The sequence below is a fragment of the Enterococcus sp. LJL51 genome (genome assembly GCF_054871795.1).
This window is the reverse complement of the sequence record NZ_JBTXLW010000010.1, coordinates 68,035-92,331: the sequence shown is the minus strand read 5'-3', so window position 1 is coordinate 92,331 and position 24,297 is coordinate 68,035. Positions and strand designations below refer to the sequence as shown.

General features: G+C 38.5%; 22 protein-coding genes. 8 read left to right on the top strand and 14 right to left on the bottom strand.

What is annotated here, in order from left to right:
* Window positions 1-96: 96 nt before the first annotated feature.
* The 9 genes from ACYSNQ_RS10595 to ACYSNQ_RS10555 form a co-directional block, all read right to left on the bottom strand.
* Window positions 97-327 carry a hypothetical protein gene (locus tag ACYSNQ_RS10595; RefSeq protein WP_426083163.1) on the bottom strand — a complete coding sequence of 77 codons (231 nt, stop codon included), beginning with the start codon at window positions 325-327 and terminating at the stop codon, window positions 97-99.
* Window positions 328-693: 366 nt separating this feature from the next.
* The gene (gene rpsR / locus ACYSNQ_RS10590; RefSeq protein ID WP_087641644.1) at window positions 694-933 is read right to left on the bottom strand and encodes a 30S ribosomal protein S18; all 240 of its coding nucleotides are present in this window, start codon (window positions 931-933) and stop codon (window positions 694-696) included.
* Between the two features lie 26 nt (window positions 934-959).
* Window positions 960-1,514 (bottom strand): single-stranded DNA-binding protein, encoded by a 555-nt coding sequence (gene ssb / locus ACYSNQ_RS10585; protein ID WP_426083161.1) that lies wholly within the window; start codon window positions 1,512-1,514, stop codon window positions 960-962.
* Window positions 1,515-1,558: 44 nt separating this feature from the next.
* Window positions 1,559-1,861, bottom strand: coding sequence for a 30S ribosomal protein S6 (gene rpsF, locus ACYSNQ_RS10580; RefSeq protein WP_426083159.1), 303 nt, complete (start codon window positions 1,859-1,861; stop codon window positions 1,559-1,561).
* A 404-nt stretch (window positions 1,862-2,265) separates the two neighbouring features.
* A complete protein-coding gene (gyrA, locus tag ACYSNQ_RS10575) occupies window positions 2,266-4,752 on the bottom strand; it encodes a DNA gyrase subunit A (protein ID WP_426083157.1) in 2,487 nt (828 codons plus the stop codon).
* A gap of 21 nt (window positions 4,753-4,773) precedes the next feature.
* A complete protein-coding gene (gene gyrB, locus ACYSNQ_RS10570) occupies window positions 4,774-6,723 on the bottom strand; it encodes a DNA topoisomerase (ATP-hydrolyzing) subunit B (protein ID WP_426083156.1) in 1,950 nt (649 codons plus the stop codon).
* Entirely contained in the window at window positions 6,716-7,846 is a 1,131-nt protein-coding gene (gene recF / locus ACYSNQ_RS10565) for a DNA replication/repair protein RecF (protein ID WP_426083154.1), read from the bottom strand. Before recF ends, gyrB begins: the two co-directional genes overlap by 8 nt.
* The gene (gene yaaA, locus ACYSNQ_RS10560; protein ID WP_426083153.1) at window positions 7,833-8,078 is read right to left on the bottom strand and encodes a S4 domain-containing protein YaaA; all 246 of its coding nucleotides are present in this window, start codon (window positions 8,076-8,078) and stop codon (window positions 7,833-7,835) included. Before yaaA ends, recF begins: the two co-directional genes overlap by 14 nt.
* 279 nt (window positions 8,079-8,357) lie before the next feature.
* A complete protein-coding gene (locus ACYSNQ_RS10555) occupies window positions 8,358-9,197 on the bottom strand; it encodes a helix-turn-helix domain-containing protein (RefSeq protein ID WP_426083152.1) in 840 nt (279 codons plus the stop codon).
* A 62-nt stretch (window positions 9,198-9,259) separates the two neighbouring features.
* On the opposite strand from ACYSNQ_RS10555, the gene ACYSNQ_RS10550 reads away from it, so the two are divergent.
* Entirely contained in the window at window positions 9,260-10,459 is a 1,200-nt protein-coding gene (locus ACYSNQ_RS10550; RefSeq protein ID WP_426083257.1) for an MFS transporter, read from the top strand.
* A 51-nt stretch (window positions 10,460-10,510) separates the two neighbouring features.
* Here the strand turns inward: ACYSNQ_RS10550 and dnaN are convergent, their stop codons facing one another.
* Both dnaN and dnaA read right to left on the bottom strand, forming a co-directional pair.
* Entirely contained in the window at window positions 10,511-11,641 is a 1,131-nt protein-coding gene (dnaN, locus tag ACYSNQ_RS10545) for a DNA polymerase III subunit beta (RefSeq protein ID WP_426083150.1), read from the bottom strand.
* 197 nt (window positions 11,642-11,838) lie between these two features.
* Window positions 11,839-13,176, bottom strand: coding sequence for a chromosomal replication initiator protein DnaA (gene dnaA, locus ACYSNQ_RS10540; RefSeq protein ID WP_426083148.1), 1,338 nt, complete (start codon window positions 13,174-13,176; stop codon window positions 11,839-11,841).
* 506 nt (window positions 13,177-13,682) lie between these two features.
* On the opposite strand from dnaA, the gene rpmH reads away from it, so the two are divergent.
* The 5 genes from rpmH to ACYSNQ_RS10515 all read left to right on the top strand — a co-directional run bounded on the left by rpmH (window position 13,683) and on the right by ACYSNQ_RS10515 (window position 16,792).
* Complete coding sequence (gene rpmH / locus ACYSNQ_RS10535; RefSeq protein ID WP_002356012.1) at window positions 13,683-13,817, top strand: 50S ribosomal protein L34; 135 nt, start codon at window positions 13,683-13,685, stop codon at window positions 13,815-13,817.
* Between the two features lie 516 nt (window positions 13,818-14,333).
* On the top strand, window positions 14,334-14,681 hold the full coding sequence (gene rnpA / locus ACYSNQ_RS10530; protein ID WP_426083145.1) for a ribonuclease P protein component: 348 nt from the start codon (window positions 14,334-14,336) through the stop codon (window positions 14,679-14,681).
* Between the two features lie 4 nt (window positions 14,682-14,685).
* Window positions 14,686-15,516, top strand: coding sequence for a YidC/Oxa1 family membrane protein insertase (locus ACYSNQ_RS10525; RefSeq protein ID WP_426083143.1), 831 nt, complete (start codon window positions 14,686-14,688; stop codon window positions 15,514-15,516).
* 17 nt (window positions 15,517-15,533) lie between these two features.
* On the top strand, window positions 15,534-16,298 hold the full coding sequence (gene jag, locus ACYSNQ_RS10520) for an RNA-binding cell elongation regulator Jag/EloR (RefSeq protein WP_426083141.1): 765 nt from the start codon (window positions 15,534-15,536) through the stop codon (window positions 16,296-16,298).
* A gap of 272 nt (window positions 16,299-16,570) precedes the next feature.
* Window positions 16,571-16,792, top strand: coding sequence for a hypothetical protein (locus ACYSNQ_RS10515; RefSeq protein ID WP_426083139.1), 222 nt, complete (start codon window positions 16,571-16,573; stop codon window positions 16,790-16,792).
* 107 nt (window positions 16,793-16,899) lie between these two features.
* Here the strand turns inward: ACYSNQ_RS10515 and ACYSNQ_RS10510 are convergent, their stop codons facing one another.
* On the bottom strand, window positions 16,900-17,877 hold the full coding sequence (locus tag ACYSNQ_RS10510) for a dipeptidase (RefSeq protein ID WP_426083137.1): 978 nt from the start codon (window positions 17,875-17,877) through the stop codon (window positions 16,900-16,902).
* 550 nt (window positions 17,878-18,427) lie between these two features.
* Window positions 18,428-18,763 carry a heavy metal-binding domain-containing protein gene (locus tag ACYSNQ_RS10505; protein ID WP_426083135.1) on the bottom strand — a complete coding sequence of 112 codons (336 nt, stop codon included), beginning with the start codon at window positions 18,761-18,763 and terminating at the stop codon, window positions 18,428-18,430.
* Window positions 18,764-19,444: 681 nt separating this feature from the next.
* On the opposite strand from ACYSNQ_RS10505, the gene mnmE reads away from it, so the two are divergent.
* The gene (gene mnmE, locus ACYSNQ_RS10500; protein ID WP_426083256.1) at window positions 19,445-20,842 is read left to right on the top strand and encodes a tRNA uridine-5-carboxymethylaminomethyl(34) synthesis GTPase MnmE; all 1,398 of its coding nucleotides are present in this window, start codon (window positions 19,445-19,447) and stop codon (window positions 20,840-20,842) included.
* 19 nt (window positions 20,843-20,861) lie between these two features.
* Window positions 20,862-22,760, top strand: a complete 1,899-nt coding sequence (mnmG, locus tag ACYSNQ_RS10495; RefSeq protein WP_426083133.1) for a tRNA uridine-5-carboxymethylaminomethyl(34) synthesis enzyme MnmG — start codon at window positions 20,862-20,864, stop codon at window positions 22,758-22,760.
* 100 nt (window positions 22,761-22,860) lie between these two features.
* Here the strand turns inward: mnmG and ACYSNQ_RS10490 are convergent, their stop codons facing one another.
* The gene (locus ACYSNQ_RS10490) at window positions 22,861-24,063 is read right to left on the bottom strand and encodes an L-lactate MFS transporter (protein WP_426083131.1); all 1,203 of its coding nucleotides are present in this window, start codon (window positions 24,061-24,063) and stop codon (window positions 22,861-22,863) included.
* Window positions 24,064-24,297 lie beyond the last annotated feature (234 nt).

Below are 24,297 nucleotides of genomic sequence, written 5' to 3'. Positions count from 1 at the left end.
GGGACAAAAATGTGTAGCTTTAAGTACATGTAGGTACTGTTCAATATCAAATCAGCTCATACTTTATTCACTTGTTTATCAGCAACAAGAAGAATATTACTCACGTGGAATCCACATAAACGGTACGAGCAGAAGCACACATACTAGCATTGAACTGCGACGAGTAACCGCAGGAGCAGGTCCTTCAGAAATAAGCCGAAATTCACAAAAATTGTGGAACACCAGATAAGAATCAGTCAACATCGACTGGCTCACATTCGTGTTTTCTGTCATTTCTGTGAATTTCTTCTTATTTCTCGGACTTAACATGAAACACTTCTGTCTCATTCTTGATTCCTTCTTACTGCTCTTTAATTTTGATGAATTTTAGTCTATTTCTGAAGGATTTACCTCAGCAACTACTCATCGTGGTTAAAGTGTTAGTATATACTACTATTTCATTGAAAGACTATAACTCATAGTTATAACCATACTTACTTCTTTTTTATTGTAAAAGACTTTAAGTTATCCTTATTAAATACAACATATGAAAGAATATAATTTTACCTAAAATAGTAAAGAGAAATATTGTCATACACTTCTCTTGATTGATGATTGGGTGGAACATCGTCTTATCTATAATCTTAGTTTCGCTAAAAAACGGTTGAAAGGATTTTTCCTTTCAACCGTTTTTTTCTATAGTAATAACTATTTTTATTGCTCTTCGCCTACGAATGGAAGTAAGCCCATGATACGAGCACGTTTGATAGCAATTGTTAGTTTACGCTGGTTTTTAGCACCAGTACCAGTTACACGACGTGGCAAAATTTTTCCACGTTCAGAAATAAATTTTTTCAGCAATTCAACATCTTTATAATCAATATATTCAATGTGATTTGCAGCAATATAGTCTACTTTACGACGTTTACGTCCGCCTCTTCTTTGTTGTGCCATTCTGTTTCCCTCCTGTCAAAAAATTCTTAGAATGGTAAATCATCATCTGAAATGTCAATAGTTGAACCAGAACCTCCAAAAGGATCTGCATCTCTATTAAAATCAGGCGTATTACTACTACTACCGTTACTAGACTGAGATGATGGCTGATTAAAGTTGTTGCTTTGTCCTGTAAAGTTGTTGTTATTATTCTGCGGTTGAGTAAATCCTCCTCCAGAATTGAAAGAAGAGTTATCCTGCGTTTGTCTTTGTTCAGATGCTGAACGAGACTCTAATAACTGGAAGTTATCACAAACAACTTCGGTTACATAAACTCTTTGACCTTGCTGGTTATCGTAGGATCTTGTTTGAATCCGTCCAACTACTCCTAACAAAGTACCTTTACGAGCATAATTAGCCATAGTTTCAGCTGGTTTACGCCAAATCACACAATTAATGAAATCTGCTTCACGTGTTCCGTTCTGATTCGTAAAATTACGATTGACTGCTAATGTAAATGTAGCAACAGCAGAACCACTTGAAGTATAGCGCAAATCAGGATCCTTTGTTAATCTTCCAACTAATACAACGTTGTTAATCATTTGAGCATCTCCTTTCGTCTAATAAATGTTTCACGTGAAACATTTTATGCTTCTTCTCTAATAATCATGTGACGAATGATATCATCATTGATTTTAGCAAGACGATCAAATTCATTGATTGCGCCTGCATCTGATGGAGAAGATACTTTAACGATATGATAGATGCCTTCACGGAATCCGTTCATTTCATATGCTAAGCGGCGTTTTTCCCAATCTTTAGATTCGATAACTTCAGCTCCATTATCTTTTAAGATTGTGTCGAAACGTTCTACTAAAGCAGTTTTTGCTTCTTCATCAATGTTCGGACGAATAATGTACATGATTTCATAATTCGTATCTTGACTCATTGATTTTCACCTCCCTGTGGACTTTAGACTCTTAGTTTGCTAAGAGTAAGGAGAGCGATCTAAATAAATAGACTACTCACAATTTTCCATTATACATGGAAAATCCCATGAAATCAAGAGTTTTCATAAGTTTCATTCAAATAAAAGTAAGGTTTTTTTAGCTGCTCACTTTGACTTGTTTTCTATTTTTTACTCTGATTTTAGATGTTATAGTCAAAGTGTTCTGGCTCGATAAATAAAGCAAAAATACCTTTCCTCTTATTTCTGATGATCATCGATTTATTTTCATAAATAGAAAAAAGAGCTGCGACATTTTTTCCGTCACAGCTCCTTTAAACAAAGTGGACAATTTTAGGAGCTTTGCTTCCTACTTTTTCCATATACCTTTGTTATAAATTTTTCACTTATTCTTCTGTTATATTTTCACCCTCAGTTGCTTCTGCTATTTCAACATCATCAATTTCAGGTTCAACAACTGCCATCGTAACAACTTTCGCTTCGTTTTCCATTCTCATAAGACGAACACCTAAAGTAGCACGACCTGTTTGAGATACAGTAGCAACATTGAAACGAATGATTACACCTTTATCAGTAATCAATAAGATGTCTTCATCGCCTTTAACAGTCTGCAGACCAGCTAAAGGACCGTTTTTCGCAGTAATATTAGCTGTTTTAATCCCTTTACCACCACGTCCTTTAACAGGATATTCAGAAGCTTTTGTACGTTTACCATAACCATTTTCTGTAATGACTAACACTTCATCTTCAGCACCTAAAACAGCCGAGCCGACCACATAATCGTCTTCTCTCAAACGAATTCCCCGTACACCAGAAGCACTTCTTCCCATATCACGAACAGTCGTTTCAAGGAAAGTAACTGAGTAGCCTTTATGTGTACCGATGATCATATTCTGTTCTCCATCAGTCATAGAGACATTTACCAGTTCATCTTCATCTTTTAATCCAATAGCAATTAAACCATTGCTTCGGATATTGGAAAAGGCTGTAACACTTGTCCGTTTCACGGTTCCTTTACGGGTAGTAAAGAACAAGTAATGACCTTCTTCAGCTTGACCAGTAACTGAGATAATCGCTTGAATGCTTTCACTGGAATCGATTCCCAGCAGATTGATTACAGGGATACCTTTCGCAGTCCGGCCGTATTCTGGAATTTCGTATCCTTTCGCCCGATACACTTTACCTGTATTAGTAAAGAACAGCAAGGTATCATGTGTTGAGCAGGAAACTAAATTTTTCACGAAATCATCATCATGAACACCCATTCCTTGTACGCCGCGTCCGCCTCTACGCTGTGCTCTAAACTCGCTATTCGCAACACGTTTGATATAGCCGTTATTTGTCAGCGTGATTACTACTTCAGCTTCTTCAATCAGGTCTTCATCTTCCAGACTCAGCACTTCGCCAACTAATAGTTCTGTACGGCGGGCATCGCCAAATTTATCACTGATTTCTGTCATTTCTTCTTTAATAATTGTATCAATTCTTTCTGGCTTAGCCAGAATATCTTCTAGATCAGCAATCAGTTTTAATAATTCCTGATATTCATTCTCAATTTTTTCCCGTTCTAAGCCTGTTAAGCGACGCAGGCGCATATCTAAAATCGCTTGTGCCTGACGGTCAGAAAACTTAAAGCGCTCAATCATTGCAGCTTTTGCTTCATCATCAGAGCTTGATCCGCGAATGATTGCGATGATTTCATCGATATGATCCAGCGCAATTCGCAGCCCTTCTAAGATATGTGCACGTGCTTCTGCTTTACTTTTTTCAAATTCAGTTCTTCTACGAATAACTTCCTGCTGATGCTCAATATAATTTTCAAGAATACGCTTAAGGCTAAGTATCTTTGGTACGCCTTTTTCAATAGCCAGCATATTAAAACCAAAGGAGCTTTGCAGCGCAGTCATCTTGTAGAGGTTATTCAATACAACTGAGGCACTAACATCCCGACGCACATCGATAACAATCCGCATTCCTTCACGGGAAGATTCATCACGCAAATCTGTGATTCCTTCAATTCGTTTATCTCTGTGTAGCTCAGAAATACGTTCAATCAGCTTCGCTTTATTGACCATATACGGCAATTCTGTAACAAGGATTCTTTCCTTGCCGTTTGGCATATCAATCAGTTCGACTTTTGCTCGAACTGTAATTGAACCTTTCCCTGTTTCATATGCACGACGAATACCAGATTTCCCCATAACCAATCCCCCTGTAGGGAAATCTGGTCCTGGCAGAACCTCCATCAATTCATTCGTAGTTGCTTCTGGATTATCCATCAGCATCTGAACAGCAGAAACGACTTCCCGCAGGTTATGCGGTGGAATATTTGTAGCCATCCCAACCGCAATCCCGGTAGTACCATTAACCAGCAGATTAGGAAAACGTGCCGGCAATACATCTGGTTCCTGCTCAGAGTCATCATAGTTACTGTGGTAATCAACAGTATTCTTATTAATATCGCGCAGCATTTCCAAGGCAATTTTACTCATTCTTGCTTCGGTATAACGCATCGCAGCAGCACCGTCGCCATCAACGGAACCAAAGTTTCCGTGACCATCGACCAGCATTGACCGATAGCTAAAAGGCTGTGCCATACGCACCATTGATTCATAAATTGCACTATCACCATGAGGGTGATATTTACCCATAACATCCCCAACGATACGGGCCGACTTTTTATGCGGCTTATCAGGGGTCACACCTAGTTCATTCATCCCATAGAGGATGCGGCGGTGTACTGGCTTTAACCCGTCACGTACATCAGGCAGAGCCCGAGCCACAATAACACTCATTGCATAATCAATGAAGGATTCTTTCATTTCACTGGTCAGATTGACGTCGCGAATATTTTCTTTCAAGTCTTCATTCATGAATTTTACTCCTTCTTATTTTTAAATATCCAGATTTTTCACATAATGGGCATTGTCTTCAATAAACGCTCGTCTAGGCTCTACTCTGTCGCCCATCAGCATTTCAAAGATTTGATCAGCTTCGATAGCATCATCGACACTCACACGTGCCATCAAACGTCTCTCAGGGTCCATTGTCGTCTCCCAAAGCTGATGATCGTCCATTTCACCTAAACCTTTGTAACGTTGTATAGTGGGCTTCGGAGAGGCTGGTAATGTTGCCATTACTTCTGCCAAATCATCTTCAGCGGTTTTTCCAGGCTGGATATAGGTAATTTTCTTTCCTTGTTTCACACCATATAAAGGAGGCTGAGCAATATAAACATAGCCGGCTTCAACAATTGGACGCATGAACCGATAAAACAAGGTTAGCAGCAATGTTCTGATATGTGCACCATCGACATCGGCATCGGTCATGATTACCAGCTTGTGGTAACGTGCTTTTGAAACATCAAAGTCTTCACCAAAACCAGTCCCCATTGCGGTAAACAATGAACGAATTTCTTCATTTGCCAAAATTTTGTCCATACTTGCCTTTTCAACATTTAGAATTTTCCCACGAATCGGTAAAATCGCCTGAAATTCACGACTTCGTCCTTGCTTAGCTGAACCGCCGGCTGAATCTCCTTCGACGATAAATAGTTCGCATTTTTCCGGATCTTTACTGGAGCAGTCAGCCAGTTTCCCAGGCAAATTACTGATTTCCAATGCGCCTTTACGGCGGGTTACTTCACGGGCGCGTTTTGCTGCCAGGCGGGCTTTAGAAGCCAGCATCCCTTTTTCAATGATCTGTCTTCCTACGGTTGGATTCTCCATAAGGAATTTGTTGAAATACTCAGAAAACAGGCGGTCGGTAACTGTCCGAACTTCAGAGTTGCCCAGCTTAGTTTTCGTTTGTCCTTCAAACTGAGGTTCCGGATGTTTGATTGAAACAACGGCAGTCAGTCCTTCACGAACGTCCTCACCAGTCAGATTCTCATCGTTATCCTTCATCAGCTTCTGCTTACGGGCATAATCGTTAATCACACGAGTCAGAGATGTTTTAAACCCAGATTCATGGGTACCGCCTTCGTACGTATGAATGTTATTAGCGAAGCTTAGGATGTTGGAATGATAACCGTCTGTATACTGCATAGACACTTCAATCGTGATTCCCTGCTGCTCGCCTTCTATGAAGATTGGATCTGGGAACAATACCTCTTTATTGGCATTTAGATGTTCTACATAACTCTTGATTCCGCCTTCGTAATGATATTCCTTTAAAACTGGTTTTTCTTCCCTCTTATCTTCAATCGAGATTTTTAACCCGCGGTTAAGGAAAGCCAGCTCACGAACACGTGTCGCCAGTTTTTCAAAGTTAAATTCAACTGTTTCTGTAAAAATTTCCGGATCTGGAATGAAATGGACAGTCGTTCCATGACGATCTGTCTCATCAATAACTTTCAAATCAGCAACAACTGCACCACGGCTGTATTCCTGAAAATAGACTTTTCCATCTTTGTACACTTTTACATCTAATGTCACAGATAGAGCATTTACTACAGATGAGCCTACTCCGTGCAGACCGCCGGATACTTTATAACCGCCGCCGCCGAATTTTCCTCCAGCATGGAGAATGGTAAAGACTGTTTCTACTGCTGGACGACCGGTCTTTTCTTGTATCCCAACGGGGATTCCCCGCCCATCATCAATAACAGTAATGCTGTTGTCAGGTTCAATAATTACCTGAATACTTGTTGCGAAGCCGGCCAACGCCTCATCGATAGAATTATCTACGATTTCCCATACTAAGTGATGCAGTCCTTCTGAACTTGTTGATCCAATATACATCCCGGGACGTTTTCTAACAGCCTCCAGACCTTCAAGTACCTGGATCTGACTGGCGTCATACTCCTTTGCACGTTCCTTCATACTTTTTTCTTCTTCAGTCATTCAATGATTCCCTCACTATCTCTCCCTGTTGAACATGGAATATATCTGGTTCAACAGTAATTTTATTGGTTAAATGATTCAAGGTTGTCGTTGTTATAAAGGTTTGCACTTTTCCTTCTATTGTTTCCAGTAAATGCAGCTGACGTTCATCATCCAGCTCACTCATAACATCATCTAAAAGAAGAACCGGATATTCTCCTGTTTCAGCATACATTAAATCAATCTCGGCCAGCTTAACACTAAGTGCTGTTGTTCTCTGCTGCCCTTGCGATCCATAGGTTTGAACGTTCTGCTGATTAACATTAAATATCAGATCATCTCTATGTGGTCCTAAAAAGGTTGATACTTTAAACAGCTCTCTTTTACGGTTCTTCATTAGCTGCTGGAGAAAAAGCTGCTGCAGCTCTTCCACGCTTTGTTTTTCTTCAGGCAGTACTATGCTTGAAGCATACTCTATGGATAATTCTTCCCGACCATGGCTGATTTTCTTATGGAGTTCGTTTGCCCATTTTTCCAGTTTTGTAATAAATTCAAGACGAGCAAAAAGCACCTTTCCGCCAAACTCGGCCAGCTGCTCTGTTAATATATCCAGATAAACTGTATCCGTCTGACTTTTATCAGCCAGTTGCTTCAAATATTGATTACGCTGTTTTAATACAGACTGATACTGAACAAGGTCGTACAAATAAATGGGGTTGACCTGTCCCAGCTCCATATCAACAAACTTCCTTCGAAGCTGAGGCGAGCCTTTTACCAGCGATAAATCTTCGGGTGCGAACAAGATAACATTCAGCTGACCAATGTAAGAGCTCAGCCGTTTTTGCTCAATATGATTAACTTTAGTTTTTCTTCCTTTACTGGAAATGATAATCTCCATTGGCACAGTTCCGGAATTCTTCTCGATAACACCTTCAATTTTTGCAGTATCGTGTCCAAAGCCGACAAGTTCTTTTTCGTTGCTGGTCCGATGACTACGCGTCATTGCCAGTACATAGATACTTTCCAGCATATTGGTTTTCCCCTGAGCATTTTCACCTAAAAAAATCGTCAATGCTTTAGGAAAAGTCAGAGCAGCTTCTTCATAATTCCGATAATGCTTCAAAGTGATGTTATTCAGTCTCATCAGCTGACTCGTTTTCTTTTTCCGCCATAAAAAAAGTACCTTCTTCAGGTATTTCAATCATCATGCCGGGATATAATTTTCGCCCTCTACGATTTTCCAGCTCGCCATCCACAAAAACACTGGTTTCTGCTAGATACCATTTTGCCTGACCACCACTGCTGATGACATTGATCTCTTTTAAAAATTGACCAAGTGTCATGTAATCAGTTTCTAAAATAAGTGTTTTTTTCAAAATACATCCCTCTTTTAAAATTCACTTTTACTTTAATATTATACCTTTTTTTCATGCAGAAAACAAATTTATCCGTCTAATTTTCGCTCTAAGCAATTTTAATTAAAAATGACATAATCTATTATTTCGAAAAAAAATCTCTTAAAATGCATTTTATAATGAAATTCAAGAAAAATTCTTCTTGAAAGCTTTTCATTCTTTTCCAAAATCTTTGAAAAATAAAAAACAGAAGCAGGTATAGAAAACAAAATTTTCTCTACAAACTTCTGTTAAATACTGTTATTCTACATAATTTTTTAAAGCAACGGCTGTATCGGTGTAACCCATCTTTTCGAGAACAGTCAACAGCTCTGCAAAACTTCCCAATGAGTGAGAGTTATTGCTGCTTTTTAAAACTTTCTCCAAAGAAGCCTCAATCGTCAGCTTTTGAAATAGTTTATTACTATTCTCAGCGTATGCTTTGGCCTCTTCAAAATAGAAAACCGCCTGTCTGGCATCCCCATCTTCCAATAGCAGCTGTCCCAGATTTAAGCCTAGATGGATAACTACATTATTCTCTCTTGTAAAATACTCATATTTTTTGAATGCTTTTGTAGCTCGTTGGTAGAGAAAGACAGCTTCTTCTATCTCAAAAATACGCAAAAAATTATTTAGCCGCCGAAAATCAGCAAATAGCCAGTCTTCTGTCTGAAACAAAACAGGCTTCATCACTGTAGTAATGCTTGTCAATGTCTCATGTGCAGGCAGATGATGTTCCAGAAGAGCTAACTGAGATAGGAGATACAGCTCGAAAAAATTTGTACCATTCTCTTTTTCTCCACAAATATTCTGTGAGACCTGCAGCAGCTCCTGTTTATTTCTTCTATTTTCTGCATAAATTAACTGTCTGTATAATTGCTCATACGAATCTACCCGATAATTATTGTTTATGTAGATAAATTCATCAACTTCAACATTAAGTCTCTTTAATAGCTGAATCACTTTATCAAATCCCGGGATGTATTCTTCATTTTCAAATCGTGAAAGATTGGAGCGGCTCATAATTGCTTGGCAAAGCGTTTGCTGACTCACATTCCGCGCCAGTCTCAATTTTCTGATAGTTTTTCCGTAATGTTCCACTTTCCCACCTCGATAGTGAGTATTCTCACCTCAATTTTTTTGTCTATGATTACCATGATAACATAGAAAAAAAGGGGGCGAATATTGTCATTATTAGTAAGAACAAACAAAATACTATTCTTCTTGGTGAAACATTTATCAGCAGGATTGCTATGTTTATGAGTGTTCCGTTTCTTATGATTTATTTATCAGAAACCTTCCATTTCTCTACCTGGGAATTAAGTCTTATTGTCGGAGTCAATCCTTTGTGCAGTATGCTTTTTGGTCCGATAGGCGGGCATCTATCGGATAAATTCAAGCTAAATCAGATAGTATGCCTAGTGTCATTTGTCTGGGGGATGACTTTTATTGGATTAACCACTGTATCAACAGTACCGCTATTTTTTCTTTTAAACGGATTTAGCGGAATTTGCTATGTTATTCATGAATCGGCAGTCAAGAAAATTCTATCTTTCAATTCTTCTTTAAAAAATAGAAAAAACGTCTTTACCACTAGATACTGGCTTTTAGCTGTAGGTGCTTTTCTAGGCCCGTTGATTCAGACGGCAGGTTCTATCTCTGTTCCTACAGCTTACAGCATGCTAGGGGGAGCATATGTCATTTTCAGCTGCTTGAATGTCTGGATCTTTTCTTCCTATCCTCAGAAAGAAACGCAGCAAATCACTAAAAAGATTTTCGCTTTACCTCAAGATAGGAAACAGTTTCGAAGCTTTTTGATCTTTTTAGCAGGAATCGCTTTTTCCTATTTTGCCTATGCGCAATTTCAGTCTACTGTTTCATTATTCTTCATTTCTGAGCCAATGATTGCATTAGGACAGCAGAAATACAGCTTGATGCTGTCTCTTTCTTCTCTGTTAATCATGCTGCTCCAATTTCCCATGCTCTATTTATTAAGAAAACAATCACCGATGAAGCTTTTAAAAATTAGCAACCTGTTATTTAGCTTCAGTCTGCTGCTAATTCCTTATGCTGCTCAAGAACTTTCCTTTTTCTTAATGATTATTTGCTATAGCTCCGGTGAAATTTTATTAGGTAGTAATTTTGATTATCAGATTGATGCCTTTTCAACAGATTATAATAAAGGATTCTATTTTGGTTTGGCTGAGCTTGTACGGATTGGCAATACTTTGGGACCAATTATTGGCGGCTCCCTACTGACGCTTTTTTCTGTGGATAACTTTCAGCTGGTTTTTCTACTTCTTAGTTTATTCACAGTCTGTGGTCAACTGTTCTTATGGCTCTACGAAAAAACTGCGGAATAGCGTATATGCTATTCCGCAGTTTTTGTTATGAAGATTTCGTTCTGCCGTTTGTTAATTTGTCCGGACAGGTGTAATTAGTTGAATAAAGTTCATATCTGCTTCCGTGGGTTCTAGCGTAAACGGACGAATCGGAGAAATGAATTTTACAGTTATTGATGTATCGCCAAATGCTCTAAGAGCAGCTTTCATATAATCAGGGTTGAAGGAAATCTCCAAAGGGTCTCCTGAAACCTTTTCATAATTTAATTCTTCTTCCACTTTCCCTACTTCTGGAGAGTTTCCGTAAAGTGTAACTGCTTCTGAAGAAACAGATAGGCGCACAATATTGTTACGTCCTTCATGAGATAGTAGAGATGCCCGCTCAATTGCTGCCAAAAATTCAGGTACATCAATATCTACTTCTGTGTTAAAGCTGGTAGGAATCAGACGGTTTGTATCCGGGTAGTTCCCTTCAAGTAGTCTGGAATAGAAATACATTGTTTTGGTTTTAAACAATACTTGGTTTTCCATGATACTGATTTCAACCATTTCCTCTTCATTTGTAAATGAACGGGAAAGCTCTAAAAGGCTTTTTCCTGGAATAACGATATTGAAATTTTCAGCTGCCTGTTCAATTGGAATTATCCGTTGACTTAAGCGATGTGAATCCGTTGCAACGGCAAGCAGCTGTTGGTTTTCCAAGACAAAATGTACACCTGTCAGAATTGGGCGGCTTTCATGTAGCGAAACAGCAAAGCTGGTTTCATTGATAATTTTAGTCAAAAGATGAACCGGCAGCTGAATTTGATTTTTGGCATCGATAACAGGAAGGTGTGGATAATTATCTGCATCCAAACCATTTACGGTAAAATCAGCTTTTCCAGAGGTGATTGCGACCTGATTATTTTCTAAAACCTCTAATGTAACTGTTTCTTCAGGAAGTTTTCTAATAATTTCTCCAAAGAAGCGGGCTTGTAAAACAATACTACCGGTTTTTTCAATGGTCATTTGTGCTTTTTCATCTTCCACACTTAAAAAACTTTCTATGGAAATATCCGCATTGCTGCCTGTTAATGATAAGCCTTCCTCTGTTAATACGATTTTAACACCTGTTAAGATGGGAATAGTCGTTTTAGATGAAATCGCTCGTTGAACAGTTTGCAGTTCTTGTAAAAACATACTGCGTTTAATCGTTAGCTTCATTCGTGTAGACACTCCTTTGAATTTAAAATTTGATAACCTGGCAGGCTTCCTTTACTTTTATATTATATATTAAAAGATAATAAAAGTAGTAGGGCCTGTTAATCTTGTGGAAAAGTAGGAAAGTGCAGGAAGTACAAGAACTTTACCCTGTGGATAATTTGTGGATAACTTTTTAGAAACTTGAAAACTTATCCACATTAAGAATTCAGCAGATTTTTAATTTCGCTGACTTCTTTTTGAATCGTCGGATCATTTTCCATCAGCTGCTGAATCTTTTCATGGGCATGAATGACTGTTGTATGATCCTTGCCGCCAAATTCTGCACCAATTTTTGGTAACGAGCTGTCTGTCAGTTCTCTTGAGAGATACATAGAAATCTGTCTAGGAACAACAATTGTTTTTACTCTCTTCTTACCTTTTAAATCTTTCAGGTGGATATGATAATATTTCGCTACCTCTTCTTGAATTTGCAAGATAGAAAGATCGTTCTTACTGCCGACAGCTTTTAGTGATTTTAAAGCGTCTGCAGCTAAGCTTGTTGTAATATCTTGACCGTTGATAGTTGCATAAGCTTGAACACGCACTAGTGCGCCTTCTAATTCCCGGATATTAGAATCAATCTGTCCAGCAATATAGCTTAATGTATCATCAGGAATTTCAAGTCGTTCTGCATCCGCCTTTTTGCGTAGAATAGCAATTCTCGTTTCCAAATCAGGAGGAGTGATGTCTACAGAAAGTCCCCATGCAAAGCGGGAAACAAGTCGTTCAGGTAATTTTGGAATATCATTGGGCGGACGGTCGCTGGTCAGCACAATTTGCTTATTTTCATTATAAAGATCATTGAAGGTATGGAAAAATTCTTCCAGTGTTGCTTCTTTTTCAGCAAGAAACTGAATATCATCTACTAGAAGTAAATCAACATTTCGATATTCGTTTCGAAATTCTTCAGACTTTTTCGTTTGAATAGATGTGATGAACTCATTGGTGAATGTTTCACTGCTGACGTATTTAATTTTTGCATTAGGCCGGCTTTGCAGCATTTGATGCCCAATAGCGTGCATTAGATGGGTTTTACCTAGACCAACGCCTCCATAAAAGAATAACGGGTTATAGATAGAACCAGGATCTTCTGCGACGACCAGTGCCGCTGCATGGGCCATCTGATTTCCTTTACCGATAACAAAGGTATCAAAAGAATACTTGGGATTTAACATGGTTTTCTTGGAATGATCAAGAATCTCCCGAGGCTCCGGCTGCTCTCGTTCGGGTTCTGCAGCGGCAGCATGCTCTCCACTAACAACAAAATGAGGAATAATTTCGCTTCCAGTCATCTGAAAGCCGATTTCGACAATTTTTGCTGCTAAATTTTTCTCCCAGTAATCTCTGTGGACGGCAGAAGGGACCTCCAGCCACAGTTGACTGTTCTCCAGCTTTAACGGGTTGGTTGTTTTAATCCAGGCATCAAAGCTAGGCGCAGACAAAACGGACTGATAAGCTGTTTCTAAATTTTTCCAGAAACTTTCCACATCTGGCATTGTGAGACCTCCTTGTAAATGAATATGAAAAGTCTTATCTCATTATTGATTCGCAAATTAGATTTTAGCATTTTTTGAAGAGTTTTTCCACAGGCAAATCAATATTGTGGAAAATAAATCAACAAATAGAGAAAAACTTATCCACAAGAAGAATAGGAATCGGGGATAAGTGGGATTGTTCATAGTTATCCACAAGCCGATAAGGATAAAAGGTCTTGATATAATTGGCTTTTTTTATATTATCCACAAAAAATAAATGGGGTGTGCATATCTTTTTTACAGGCTGTTTTTTTGTGTAAAACAAGTGGAAAAATCAAAGAGAAAAGAAATCAATAAAAAGGATATCCACAAAATATCCACTGGCAATAAAAAAATGTGGATAACTTTATAGAAAAAAACAGAATTATTTCCTGGAGTTTTATTGACAAATCAAGGGGCAATTCGTTATACTATCAAAGTATGTCTATATCTTAATTGGATAGATGGTAGTTCAGGAGGTGGAATTAATGAAAAGAACATATCAACCAAATAAACGTAAACGTCAAAAAGTTCATGGATTTCGTAAACGCATGAGTACTAAAAACGGTCGTCGTGTGTTAGCAAGCAGACGTCGTAAAGGTAGAAAAGTAATTTCAGCGTAAACGCAGTACAAATCAACTTTTATAACGCTTATAAATAAGAACCCTTTATTATCTATACAACACAGTTGATGTATAAATAATAAAGGGTTCTTTTTAAAAGTTTTAGCGGTATAAATTTTATTAAAGAAACAAACTGGTGGAATGTTTTCCAAGTTTATCCGTATGAAAAATGTGTATTTTAAAACAGTTAGTCTAAGGGAAAGTATCTAGTTGTAATGCTGCTGTATGAGGTGGAAATGCTGACAGCTGGATGTTTCTGTTTAGGTAAAAGGAGATTTTCTGTCAGAGAGGCTGTAATAGAATCATACAGAACAAAATAACTGATGAAAAAAAAGTGCAACAATGATAATATATAGAGTTGAAGTCATAAGAATTCTTTGTTCTTCAATAAATAAGAAACTGTGAAAAATTTTTTAAGAGTATGCTATCATTATATAAAGCCCACTGAAGATACGGACCTGGAAACTTTCAGGATTTATATAGGCAGTAAAACCAATATAGAAACAAGGGATGCAGATGAAGAAGTCCTACAGAGTAAAAAAAGAAAAAGAATTTCAGCAGGTATTTTTGAATAAACAGTCCTGTGCAAATCGTAGATTTGTTATATATGTGCTGAAAAAAGAGCAGCAACATTTTCGTGTAGGTATTTCAGTAGGAAAGAAAATTGGAAATGCCGTGACTCGAAATGCTGTAAAGCGAAAGATACGGACAGCACTGTATACATTAAAAGATCAAATTGATGAAACATGTGATTTTATCGTCATAGCCCGGCCGGGTGTTCAGGAGCTGACATCTGAAGAGGTTTTGAAGAACTTGACACATGCATTAAATCTTGCAAAAATTTTGAAAGTAAGTGAGGAATAGATTTGTGAAAAAGTATAAGCGCCTATTATTAATGGCTGGTTTAGTCTCATTGGTTTTTGTTTTGTCAGCCTGTGGTACAGCACCAATTAGTGAAAGCAGTACGGGAATTTGGGAACGATATATCGTTTATTATTTTGCCGAAGCTATTAAGTTCTTATCTGTTTCGGGAAATACAGGGATTGGTATTATTCTGTTCACTCTGGTTATCCGTGTCATTTTACTGCCGCTGATGCACTTTCAGACAAAAAGTACGCGGAAAACACAGGAGCTGCAGCCTCAGCTGAAAGCTCTTCAAGAAAAATATGCTTCTAAAGATCAGGAAACTCAACGGATATTCCGAGAGGAGCAGCAGCGTCTATACGCTGAAAATGGTGTAAATCCATACGCCGGCTGTTTACCTTTACTCGTTCAAATGCCGATTATGATGGCACTTTATCAATCCATTTCACGTGTTCCAGAATTACGTGAAGGCAGCTTTTTATGGCTAAATCTGGCTTCGCCTGACCCATATCTTATTCTGCCGATTTTGGCAGCAGCGTTTACTTTTGCAAGTAGCTATTTGACAAGTATGAGTCAAATTGAATCAAATGCTTCCTTAAAAATAATGAACTATGTGATGCCGGTAATGATCTTCATGATGGGTCTGAATCTGGCCAGTGGTTTATCATTATACTGGGTGATTTCAAATGCCTTCTCAGTAGTCCAAACATTACTAATCAACAATCCGTTTAAGATCAAAGCTGAACGGGAAGCAAAAATTAATCAGCAGAAACAACTGGAAAAAGCACTGGAAAAAGCAAAAAATCCTAAGAAAAAGAGAAATAAAAAGCGATAAACAAGGGAGGTTTTGAAATGCCGGTTTATGAAGGTAATACTGTAGAAGAAGCAACAAGTAAAGGGCTGAATGCTCTGCAGCTGACAAAGGATGCTGTTGAAATCACTGTTTTGTCAGAAGCAAAGAAAGGGTTTCTTGGTTTAGGTAAGAAACAGGCACAGGTTTCGATTGAGCCGACAATCAGTGAGGAGATATCAGAAGCTGTGGAAGAAACAGTCGAGGATATTGTTGTTGCCGACGAGGCGGTTAAACAGGAACAAACAGAATCAGTCCAAGCAGCTACATCGGAAAAAGCTGTGGAAGAGCTGGAAAATCTTGGTGATGAGGAAGCAATCACAGAGCTTGCTTTGTATTTGACCAATATATCTAAAGAACTGAATGCACCAGCACTGGTTCGTTTAGAACGTACATCTGACAGTGTGATTTTCCATTTAGATACGAATAAACAAGGTATTCTTATTGGAAAGCATGGTAAGGTACTAAATGCTATGCAATATCTGGCGCAGGTCTTTATTCACCGTACAGCTGTAGGAAAACTTTCTGTTGTAGTTAATGTAGGAGATTATCGGGAGAAGCGTCAGGCAATTCTGAAGCGTCTAGCAGAACGAACTGCTGACAAGGTCAAACGTACAGGTCAGCCGGTATTTTTAGAGCCGATGCCTGCGTTTGAAAGAAAACAGATTCACTTTGCTTTAAGTAAAGATGAGTACATTAAAACCCATTCTGAAGGTGATGAGCCTTATCGTTATCTGGTTGTAGAACCAGCGAAGAAATATTACTAAAAAATAGACAGCTTGCAAATTAAGTGCAGGCTGTCTGTTTTTTTTATTACAGTAATAAAATCGTTAAGCAATTATTTACTACTAACTAAAGAAAGACTTGCATCATAAGCTTAAGATAATTATATATTTATATGAAAAATATTTTATAAAAAGAATGGAAAGTATGCTAAATGGCTGTTGTGTATTATAAAATGGTTGATATAGAAGTGATGCAATGAAAAGCAAAAAAATTATGAATTAGTAAATGTGTTTTGAGAGAGAGGGATAATCTTATGGCCTATCATACATATGAATTTCTAAAAAAACGCCGAAATGAACCCAAATGGCGAAAAGCTTATATTTCTGCAAGAAACAAACGGATTATTTCAACGTTAATACTAATTAATCTGCTTCTTTGGGGAACAGTTCTTTTCATATATATTCAGTCCAATAACACAGATATTTCCACTTATATCGAGAATATTAAACAAACAATTATGAATACCTTGAAGTAATTTATGAAAAAAATCTTTTTAGGTGCTTGTTTAAAATGCAATAAACCATCAGTTTGAGAAAACAAAATAAGTTAGTCATCCGCCTTGGCTATCAGGAAAAGATTTTTTTATGACCGGAGACAATCTTTGTATAGACGAAGTACATTTTCTGTAAAAATTTTATCCAGTTCTGCAGCTGAATATCCGGTGCGCTTCAAGACATCATATAACCTATTTACTGCCGAAGCATCAGGCAGCTCTTGTGACGGGATAATACCGTCAAAATCTGAGCCTAATCCAATACATTCAATACCGCCAATGTTTCGCAGGTGATTGACGTGAGCAACAAACGCTTCGAAAAGAGAGTGATTTCCATGGATAAGGAATTGATCAAAATAATTAATGCCAATTACTCCCCCGCGTTCAGCTATTTTTTTAATTAAGTTATCTGGTAAGTTGCGGTAATGAGGACAAACAGCTCGAGCATTTGAATGGCTAGCTACAAAAGGAGCCTGTGTATAAGTTAAAACGTCCTCTACCAACTGATCTGATCCGTGGGAAACATCGATAATCATACCCAGCGCTTCCATTCGCTGAACAAAAGGAATGCCTTGAGTCGTCAAGCCCTGCTGATCAGACAGCAAAGTATTTATCTTTTGGTCAAAGAAAGCAGCATTTGGAAAGCCAATTTCATTTGGATAATTCCAGGTTAATGTCATCATTCGTACGCCTAGCTGGTAGAATTCATCAAGCTTTGCTAACTCTCCATGTGTAGGTGCACCCTCTTCCATTGTAAGGAGTGCACTTATTTTTTTATCATTTTGATTTGCTATGATTTCCTGATACGTTGTGACTGGACGTATCCAATCTTGATTTTTCTCCATTTCGGTATAAAAGCAGGCAGCCATTTCTTTGCAGACTGTGTACGGATCCGCAATTTCTTCTTTATCGATAAATAAAGCGAAGTTCTGCAGTAGGTAATCGCCAGCAATCAATTTGTCTCTGTCTATTTGAAAAGAACTTTTCTTTAAACAATCATTTGTCTCAGAAGATGGAGATTGATAAATTCTCATAATCGTATCACAATGCATATCAATAGTTTTCATACTCAAACAGCTCCTTAGCTTCATTTTTTATCTAATATACTCTTTATTGAAAAGCTCGTCTATAGCAGAAAATTGAAATAAATAAAATGATTAAAAAGCCATATTGAAAGTTAAGGAAGAGGTTACTCTTATGTATTATCAAAGAAAAGATAGGTGCTTCTTTTAAATGAGATTGATAAAAGGAGACCCGCTAACTATATTTTATTATAATTCCATGAACGGCATACATAATCGTAAAAAAGCAGTAATATCAGCATTCTTGATAGTTTTGCTTTTTGCGATGAGAATAGAAAATTATATGGTTTTTGTGGATGAAAGAATTGAATTGGAAATGCTTATGTATCAAGGTTTTTACTGAAAGGCATTGACAAGAGGGTATAAAAAAAGTATATTTTAATACGAAATCATTCTTATCAGCGTAGACAATGCGATGATAAAGTAGTTGAAGCGGCAACGCTTCTCCCAGCCTGATTCTTCCCAGAATCAGGTTTTTTTACGGGTAGAATAAAAAGCAGAGGAACTGATTTGTCAGTTCTTCTGCTTTTTTATTTTAGCCAATAGTTGTTTGAGTGAATTGAACAACAGTACCGTAAGCAAAAATTTCTATATACTTGTGATCACCCTGATCAACGAATTTCTCTTCAAAGTGGCAGTTGATTACAGCATCTGCTTCATATTCAAAAGCCATTTGCTTGAGCTTCTGGCAAACATTTTTAAAAATAGTATTTGGTTCTGCATCCGAAGCAAACAAATCTGCTTCTACCCGGTCTGTCGCGAAGATGATATCACGCAGGATATATTTTTTATTTACGTTTCCTGTAGATAAGGTAATGCTGTTCATTCGTTCAGTCATTTGTTCAAAGTTTTCTCTGTTTTTATGGGACATAGTGATGACCTCCTAATCTTTCTACATCTCTATTGTAATGATTAAAGAGGAGAAAAGCAAAGTAAATAGATACTTAAAGTTATTACACCAATAACCTAAAAGAAATTCTTGCTTTCTGATAAATAATTTTATAAAACAACACAGGTTTCATAAATAATTAAGTATTAACAAGCCTGTTGAAAAAAATACAGAAAGAGTGAGATAGAAGTTTTAAACCTTGAGAATCAAATAGGTACTGATAAATATTTGTTTATCCCTTGTAGTCCAGTTCACCAATCAAGAAAGGATTTCTTGAGATGAGAAAAAATAAAAATGTAAGTTACTTTAAGTTGTTTTGTTATTATTCAAAGTTAGATAATCTCCAAAGGGTATTCGTTTATTTCTGAAAAAGTTACTTCGGCGGCTGCACGGTGCAGTTAAGTACAGTGGCTTGTGCTCCAGTTTCAACCTCTATTCGGATTTCAAAGAAGAGTTTGGATATTTTAGTTATGTTCAGAAATCTATTTGTAGTAAGTTGCTAAATCATTGAAATTATGCTATCCTATTTCCAGTAAAAAGCAATGGAATAAAGCAGTCAAAGTGCTAAATCCAGCCTTGAACTTACAAGGGTGGAGTGGGCGCTTTTTTTGTAGTTTAAAATACATAGAGTAGTAAGTGTGGTAGAAAGAAAGGAAGACGATGATGCAGCAAATTACCTTGGAATTTGATACAATTGCAGCGATTTCTACGCCGCCGGGAGAAGGGGCGATCAGTATTGTCCGTTTAAGTGGAGATGAGGCGTTAGCTGTGGCTGACCGCGTGTATCGCTCCGGCAATAAAACATTGAAGGATGTTCCGTCCCATACGATTCATTACGGGCATATTGTAGATCCGAAATCTGATGAGCTATTGGATGAGGTAATGGTTTCTGTCATGAAAGCTCCAAAGACCTTTACCCGGGAAGACGTGGTAGAAATCAATTGTCATGGCGGTATTGTGGTGGTTAATCAGCTGCTGCAGCTGTTGTTGCGGGAAGGAGCCCGTTTAGCTGAGCCTGGAGAATTCACCAAACGTGCTTTTCTAAATGGCCGTATGGATTTGTCTCAGGCAGAAGCTGTGATGGATTTAATCAGAGCAAAAACAGATAAAGCGATGCAGGTTGCACTACATCAGCTGGATGGTAATCTTTCAGCTTTAATCCGTTCGCTGCGTCAGGAAATCCTAGAAACATTAGCACAGGTCGAGGTAAATATTGATTATCCTGAATATGATGATGTAGAAGAGCTGACGACGAAGCTTTTGTTGGAAAAAGCGGAATTTGTAAAAACACAAATTGAAGCTTTGCTGACTACTGCCAAGCAAGGAAAAATACTGAGAGAAGGGTTGAGTACCGCTATCATTGGCCGTCCTAATGTCGGGAAATCAAGTCTGCTGAATCATTTATTGAAAGAGGAAAAGGCGATTGTTACTGATATTGCAGGAACAACCCGAGATGTTATAGAAGAATATGTGAATGTCAGAGGGGTTCCTTTGAAACTGATTGATACAGCCGGGATTCGGGAAACAGAAGACATTGTAGAGCGAATTGGCGTAGAGCGCAGTCGAAAGGCATTGGCAGAATCAGATTTAATTTTGCTGGTTTTGAATCAGAATGAATCACTGTCAGAAGAGGATAGACAGCTTTTAGAGGCGACTGACGGGCTGAAGCGCATCATCCTGTTGAATAAGATGGATCTTGAAACGAAGCTGGATAGAGCAGCTCTGAAAGAGCTGGTAGCCGAAGAAGAGATTTTACCTGTGTCGGTATTATCTAATACAGGCATGGAACAGCTGGAGCTAAAGATTGCTGATTTGTTTTTTGGCGGCGTGACAGGTGAAAAGGATGCAACCTATGTATCTAACACTCGTCACATAGCTTTGCTGGATCAGGCAGCCCTGTCTTTGGATGAGGTAATTCGGGGGATTCAATCAGGAATGCCTGTGGATTTAGTTCAAATAGATATGACCCGCTGTTGGGACTATCTGGGAGAAATTGTTGGTGATAGCGTGCAGGATGAATTAATCACTCAGCTGTTTAGTCAGTTTTGCTTGGGGAAATAGAAGGGAAGAATAATGACGAATGAATCAATTTAATGCAGAAATGTATGATGTTATCGTGGTAGGAGCTGGACATGCCGGCTCTGAAGCCGCTTTGGCTGCTGCCCGTATGGGAAGTAAAACGATGCTTTTAACAATAAATTTAGATATGGTTGCTTTTATGCCATGTAATCCTTCTGTCGGAGGACCGGCGAAGGGTGTGGTCGTGAGAGAGATTGATGCTTTGGGCGGTGAAATGGGACGCAATATAGATAAAACCTATATTCAAATGCGGATGCTGAACACAGGCAAAGGTCCAGCTGTCCGTGCGCTGCGTGCACAGGCGGATAAGCATGCCTATGCAACAGAAATGAAGCACACGATTGAACAGACTGAAAATTTAACGCTGCGTCAAAGTGTAGTGGAAAGCTTAATCGTTGAAGAGGGTGTTTGTAAGGGTGTAGTCACGTCAACAGGCGCCAGATATCTGAGTAAAACGGTGATTATTACTGCGGGTACAGCTCTTAGAGGAGAAATCATCATTGGTGAACTGAAGTATTCTTCCGGACCGAATAATTCACTGCCTTCTATTGGTTTGGCGAATCATTTGAAAGAGTTAGGACTGGAAATTGCCCGCTTTAAAACGGGTACTCCTCCGCGCGTGAAATCAAGTAGTATTAATTACAGTGTAACGGAAGAACAGCCGGGAGATGAAGCGCCGAATCATTTCAGCTTTAGCACGCCGGATAGTTCCTACAATACAGAGCAGTTATCCTGCTGGTTGACTTACACAAATGAAAAAACGCATGAAATTATTCAAAATAATCTTCATCGTGCCCCAATGTTTACCGGAATTGTCGAGGGTGTCGGGGCTCGTTATTGCCCATCAATTGAGGATAAAATTGTTCGTTTTTCTGATAAGCCCCGCCATCAGCTGTTCTTAGAACCAGAGGGTGCAAATACTGAAGAAGTTTACGTTCAAGGTCTTTCAACGTCTATGCCGGAGGATGTTCAAACAGATGTATTACATTCAATTGCCGGTTTGGAAAAGGCTGAAATGATGCGGACTGGCTATGCTATTGAGTATGATGTGGTTGTTCCTCATCAGCTGCGGCCGACATTGGAAACAAAGGTGATTGAAAATCTTTATACAGCTGGACAGACAAATGGAACCAGCGGCTATGAAGAAGCAGCGGGTCAAGGACTAATTGCCGGAATTAATGCGGCCTTAAAGGTTCAAGGACAAGAGCCATTTGTTATGAAGCGCAGTGATGGCTACATCGGTGTGATGATTGATGATTTGGTGACAAAAGGAACGAATGAGCCTTATCGGTTATTAACTTCACGGGCAGAGTATCGTTTAATTTTGCGTCATGATAATGCAGATTTGCGTCTGACTGAAAAGGGACATGAAATAGGATTGGTAAAAGAGGAGCAGTATCAAAGCTATCTGATAAAGAAAGAGGCAGTTGAAAATGAGATTAAACGACTGAATACAGTCCGAGTGAAGCCAACGGCTGAAGTGCAGGCTTTTCTTGAGAGAAAAGGCTCTGTTCCGTTGAAAGACGGTGTTCTTGCCGGAGATTTTCTGAAGCGTCCTGAAATGTCTTACCGTGAGGTTCTGCAATTTATTCCGGAAAGCGAAGAAATTTTAGCTGATAAGGTGATTGAACAGGTAGAAATTCAGATTAAATATGAAGGCTATATCAAAAAAGCCATGGAAAAAGTTGATAAGCTGAAGCGTATGGAAGCAAAACGCATTCCGGAGAATATTGACTATGAAGCAATCAATGGACTGGCAACAGAAGCTAGACAGAAGCTGCAGAAGATTCAACCGGAAACAATTGCTCAGGCAAGTCGAATCAGCGGCGTAAATCCAGCAGATGTAAGTATTTTAATGGTTTATATCGAACAAGGGAAGATAGCGAAAGTACAGCCGTAATCCTTTGGTAATGAAAGAAGTTTATTCAAAAAGAGAGGCAATGCTCAGATTTTTGCTAAGCATTGCCTCTCTTTGATTGTTTTCATATAGATTAAGTAGTTTATGCTTCTTCTTTAGCAGCCGCCGCTTTTTTCTTGGCCATAAACCATAGAATAAGTAATGCACCGATTACCGCCATAACCATAGCGATGATTAGTGCCATTGAATAAGATCCGCTGGCTTCACGTATGCGTGAGGCGATGGATGGACCCATAATTGAGGCGATGCCGTAAGCAGTAAACATCCAGCCGTAATTAGCTGCAGCTTTCGATGCGCCCCAGTTTTCAGCTGTGATTCCTGGGAAGGATCCTAAGAAGCCGCCGAAGGAAGAAGGGATGAATATTAATCCGATGATTCCCGCCGCTGCGCCAAGAATTTCATTAAAGTTTAATAGAAGCAATCCGGCAGCAGAAACGATAAACATCAGCAATACAGTAAGATATCTTCCTAACCTATCAGAAACGGCTCCCCAGATAATCCGTCCTAGGGTATTGGATAATCCAACAATCATAACAATAACTGTTCCAGTGCCCAATGAATAGTACTCAGCTAAACTAGCTGCATGTCCAATAATCATCATTCCGCTTGTTGCTGCAAATGTATAAACAACCCAAAGCAGCCAAAAATTTGATTCTTTTAACATCTCTTTATAATTTTTATCAGTGTTGGTGCTCTGAACGGCAGCTGTATTAGTCAATGTAGCTGGTTTAGACATCCAGAATGAAGCAGTACAGATGACAACCAGTAAAACACCGCCAAGAATTTTGAAGGTTGTGTGGATGCCGACAGAGTTAATCATACTCGTAGCAATAGGTGCCAGAATAATCGATCCTGAACCAAATCCAGCAGCTGTCAAACCTCCGGCTAAGCCTTTCTTATCAGGAAACCATTTAACTGTCAGTGAGGTTGCTGTACCATAGCCTGCACCAATTCCTAACCCTAAAATTAAGCCATAGGTGAGATACAACATAGGGATACTGTTGACGAATCCTGTTGCAAACATTCCGATACCAAATAACAGACCGGACAGCAGAACAATCTTTTTCCCGCCATGCTTATCAATAATCGGACCACAAATAATCATGCCTACTGGTACCATCGCGAAGGATATGCTAAAAGCCAAAGACGTCTGACTTAAGGCCCAATCTGTGTTGACTTCCAGTAGTGCTGCTTGAAAAACAGACCATGCATAACCTGCCCCTAAGGACATATTGATAACAATAGCTGCGACCAAAATGGCCCATCTATTCTTTTTTGTCTCCATTTCTTTTCCTCCAACCATTATTTTTTTGAAGCGCTTTCAATTATATTGTAAAAAGGGATTGTTGTTCTGTCTAATCATGAAAATTAATAACAACTATAAATAAAAATTATAACAAAGGGATGAAAATGCATGGAATGCTGACTAAGCCTCTAGTTAACGATAAGTAATTGTTTCAATACTGAGGTGACAGCGCCCTTTTTTTTTGAAATAAGCATGCTGCTGCAAATGAATGAG

Excerpts from the sequence above, each read along its gene's own strand:
- rpmH (WP_002356012.1), top strand. The coding sequence starts at position 13,683 with ATGAAAAGAACATATCAACCAAATAAACGTAAACGTCAAAAAGTTCAT.
- ACYSNQ_RS10515 (WP_426083139.1), top strand. The coding sequence starts at position 16,571 with ATGGCCTATCATACATATGAATTTCTAAAAAAACGCCGAAATGAACCC.
- rpsR (WP_087641644.1), bottom strand. The coding sequence starts at position 933 with ATGGCACAACAAAGAAGAGGCGGACGTAAACGTCGTAAAGTAGACTAT.
- ACYSNQ_RS10490 (WP_426083131.1), bottom strand. The coding sequence starts at position 24,063 with ATGGAGACAAAAAAGAATAGATGGGCCATTTTGGTCGCAGCTATTGTT.
- jag (WP_426083141.1), top strand. The coding sequence starts at position 15,534 with ATGCCGGTTTATGAAGGTAATACTGTAGAAGAAGCAACAAGTAAAGGG.
- dnaA (WP_426083148.1), bottom strand. The coding sequence starts at position 13,176 with ATGCCAGATGTGGAAAGTTTCTGGAAAAATTTAGAAACAGCTTATCAG.
- ACYSNQ_RS10595 (WP_426083163.1), bottom strand. The coding sequence starts at position 327 with ATGAGACAGAAGTGTTTCATGTTAAGTCCGAGAAATAAGAAGAAATTC.
- rpsF (WP_426083159.1), bottom strand. The coding sequence starts at position 1,861 with ATGAGTCAAGATACGAATTATGAAATCATGTACATTATTCGTCCGAAC.
- rnpA (WP_426083145.1), top strand. The coding sequence starts at position 14,334 with ATGAAGAAGTCCTACAGAGTAAAAAAAGAAAAAGAATTTCAGCAGGTA.
- ssb (WP_426083161.1), bottom strand. The coding sequence starts at position 1,514 with ATGATTAACAACGTTGTATTAGTTGGAAGATTAACAAAGGATCCTGAT.
- dnaN (WP_426083150.1), bottom strand. The coding sequence starts at position 11,641 with ATGAAGCTAACGATTAAACGCAGTATGTTTTTACAAGAACTGCAAACT.
- ACYSNQ_RS10510 (WP_426083137.1), bottom strand. The coding sequence starts at position 17,877 with ATGAAAACTATTGATATGCATTGTGATACGATTATGAGAATTTATCAA.
- ACYSNQ_RS10505 (WP_426083135.1), bottom strand. The coding sequence starts at position 18,763 with ATGTCCCATAAAAACAGAGAAAACTTTGAACAAATGACTGAACGAATG.
- recF (WP_426083154.1), bottom strand. The coding sequence starts at position 7,846 with ATGAGACTGAATAACATCACTTTGAAGCATTATCGGAATTATGAAGAA.
- mnmE (WP_426083256.1), top strand. The coding sequence starts at position 19,445 with ATGCAGCAAATTACCTTGGAATTTGATACAATTGCAGCGATTTCTACG.
- gyrA (WP_426083157.1), bottom strand. The coding sequence starts at position 4,752 with ATGAATGAAGACTTGAAAGAAAATATTCGCGACGTCAATCTGACCAGT.
- gyrB (WP_426083156.1), bottom strand. The coding sequence starts at position 6,723 with ATGACTGAAGAAGAAAAAAGTATGAAGGAACGTGCAAAGGAGTATGAC.
- mnmG (WP_426083133.1), top strand. The coding sequence starts at position 20,862 with ATGAATCAATTTAATGCAGAAATGTATGATGTTATCGTGGTAGGAGCT.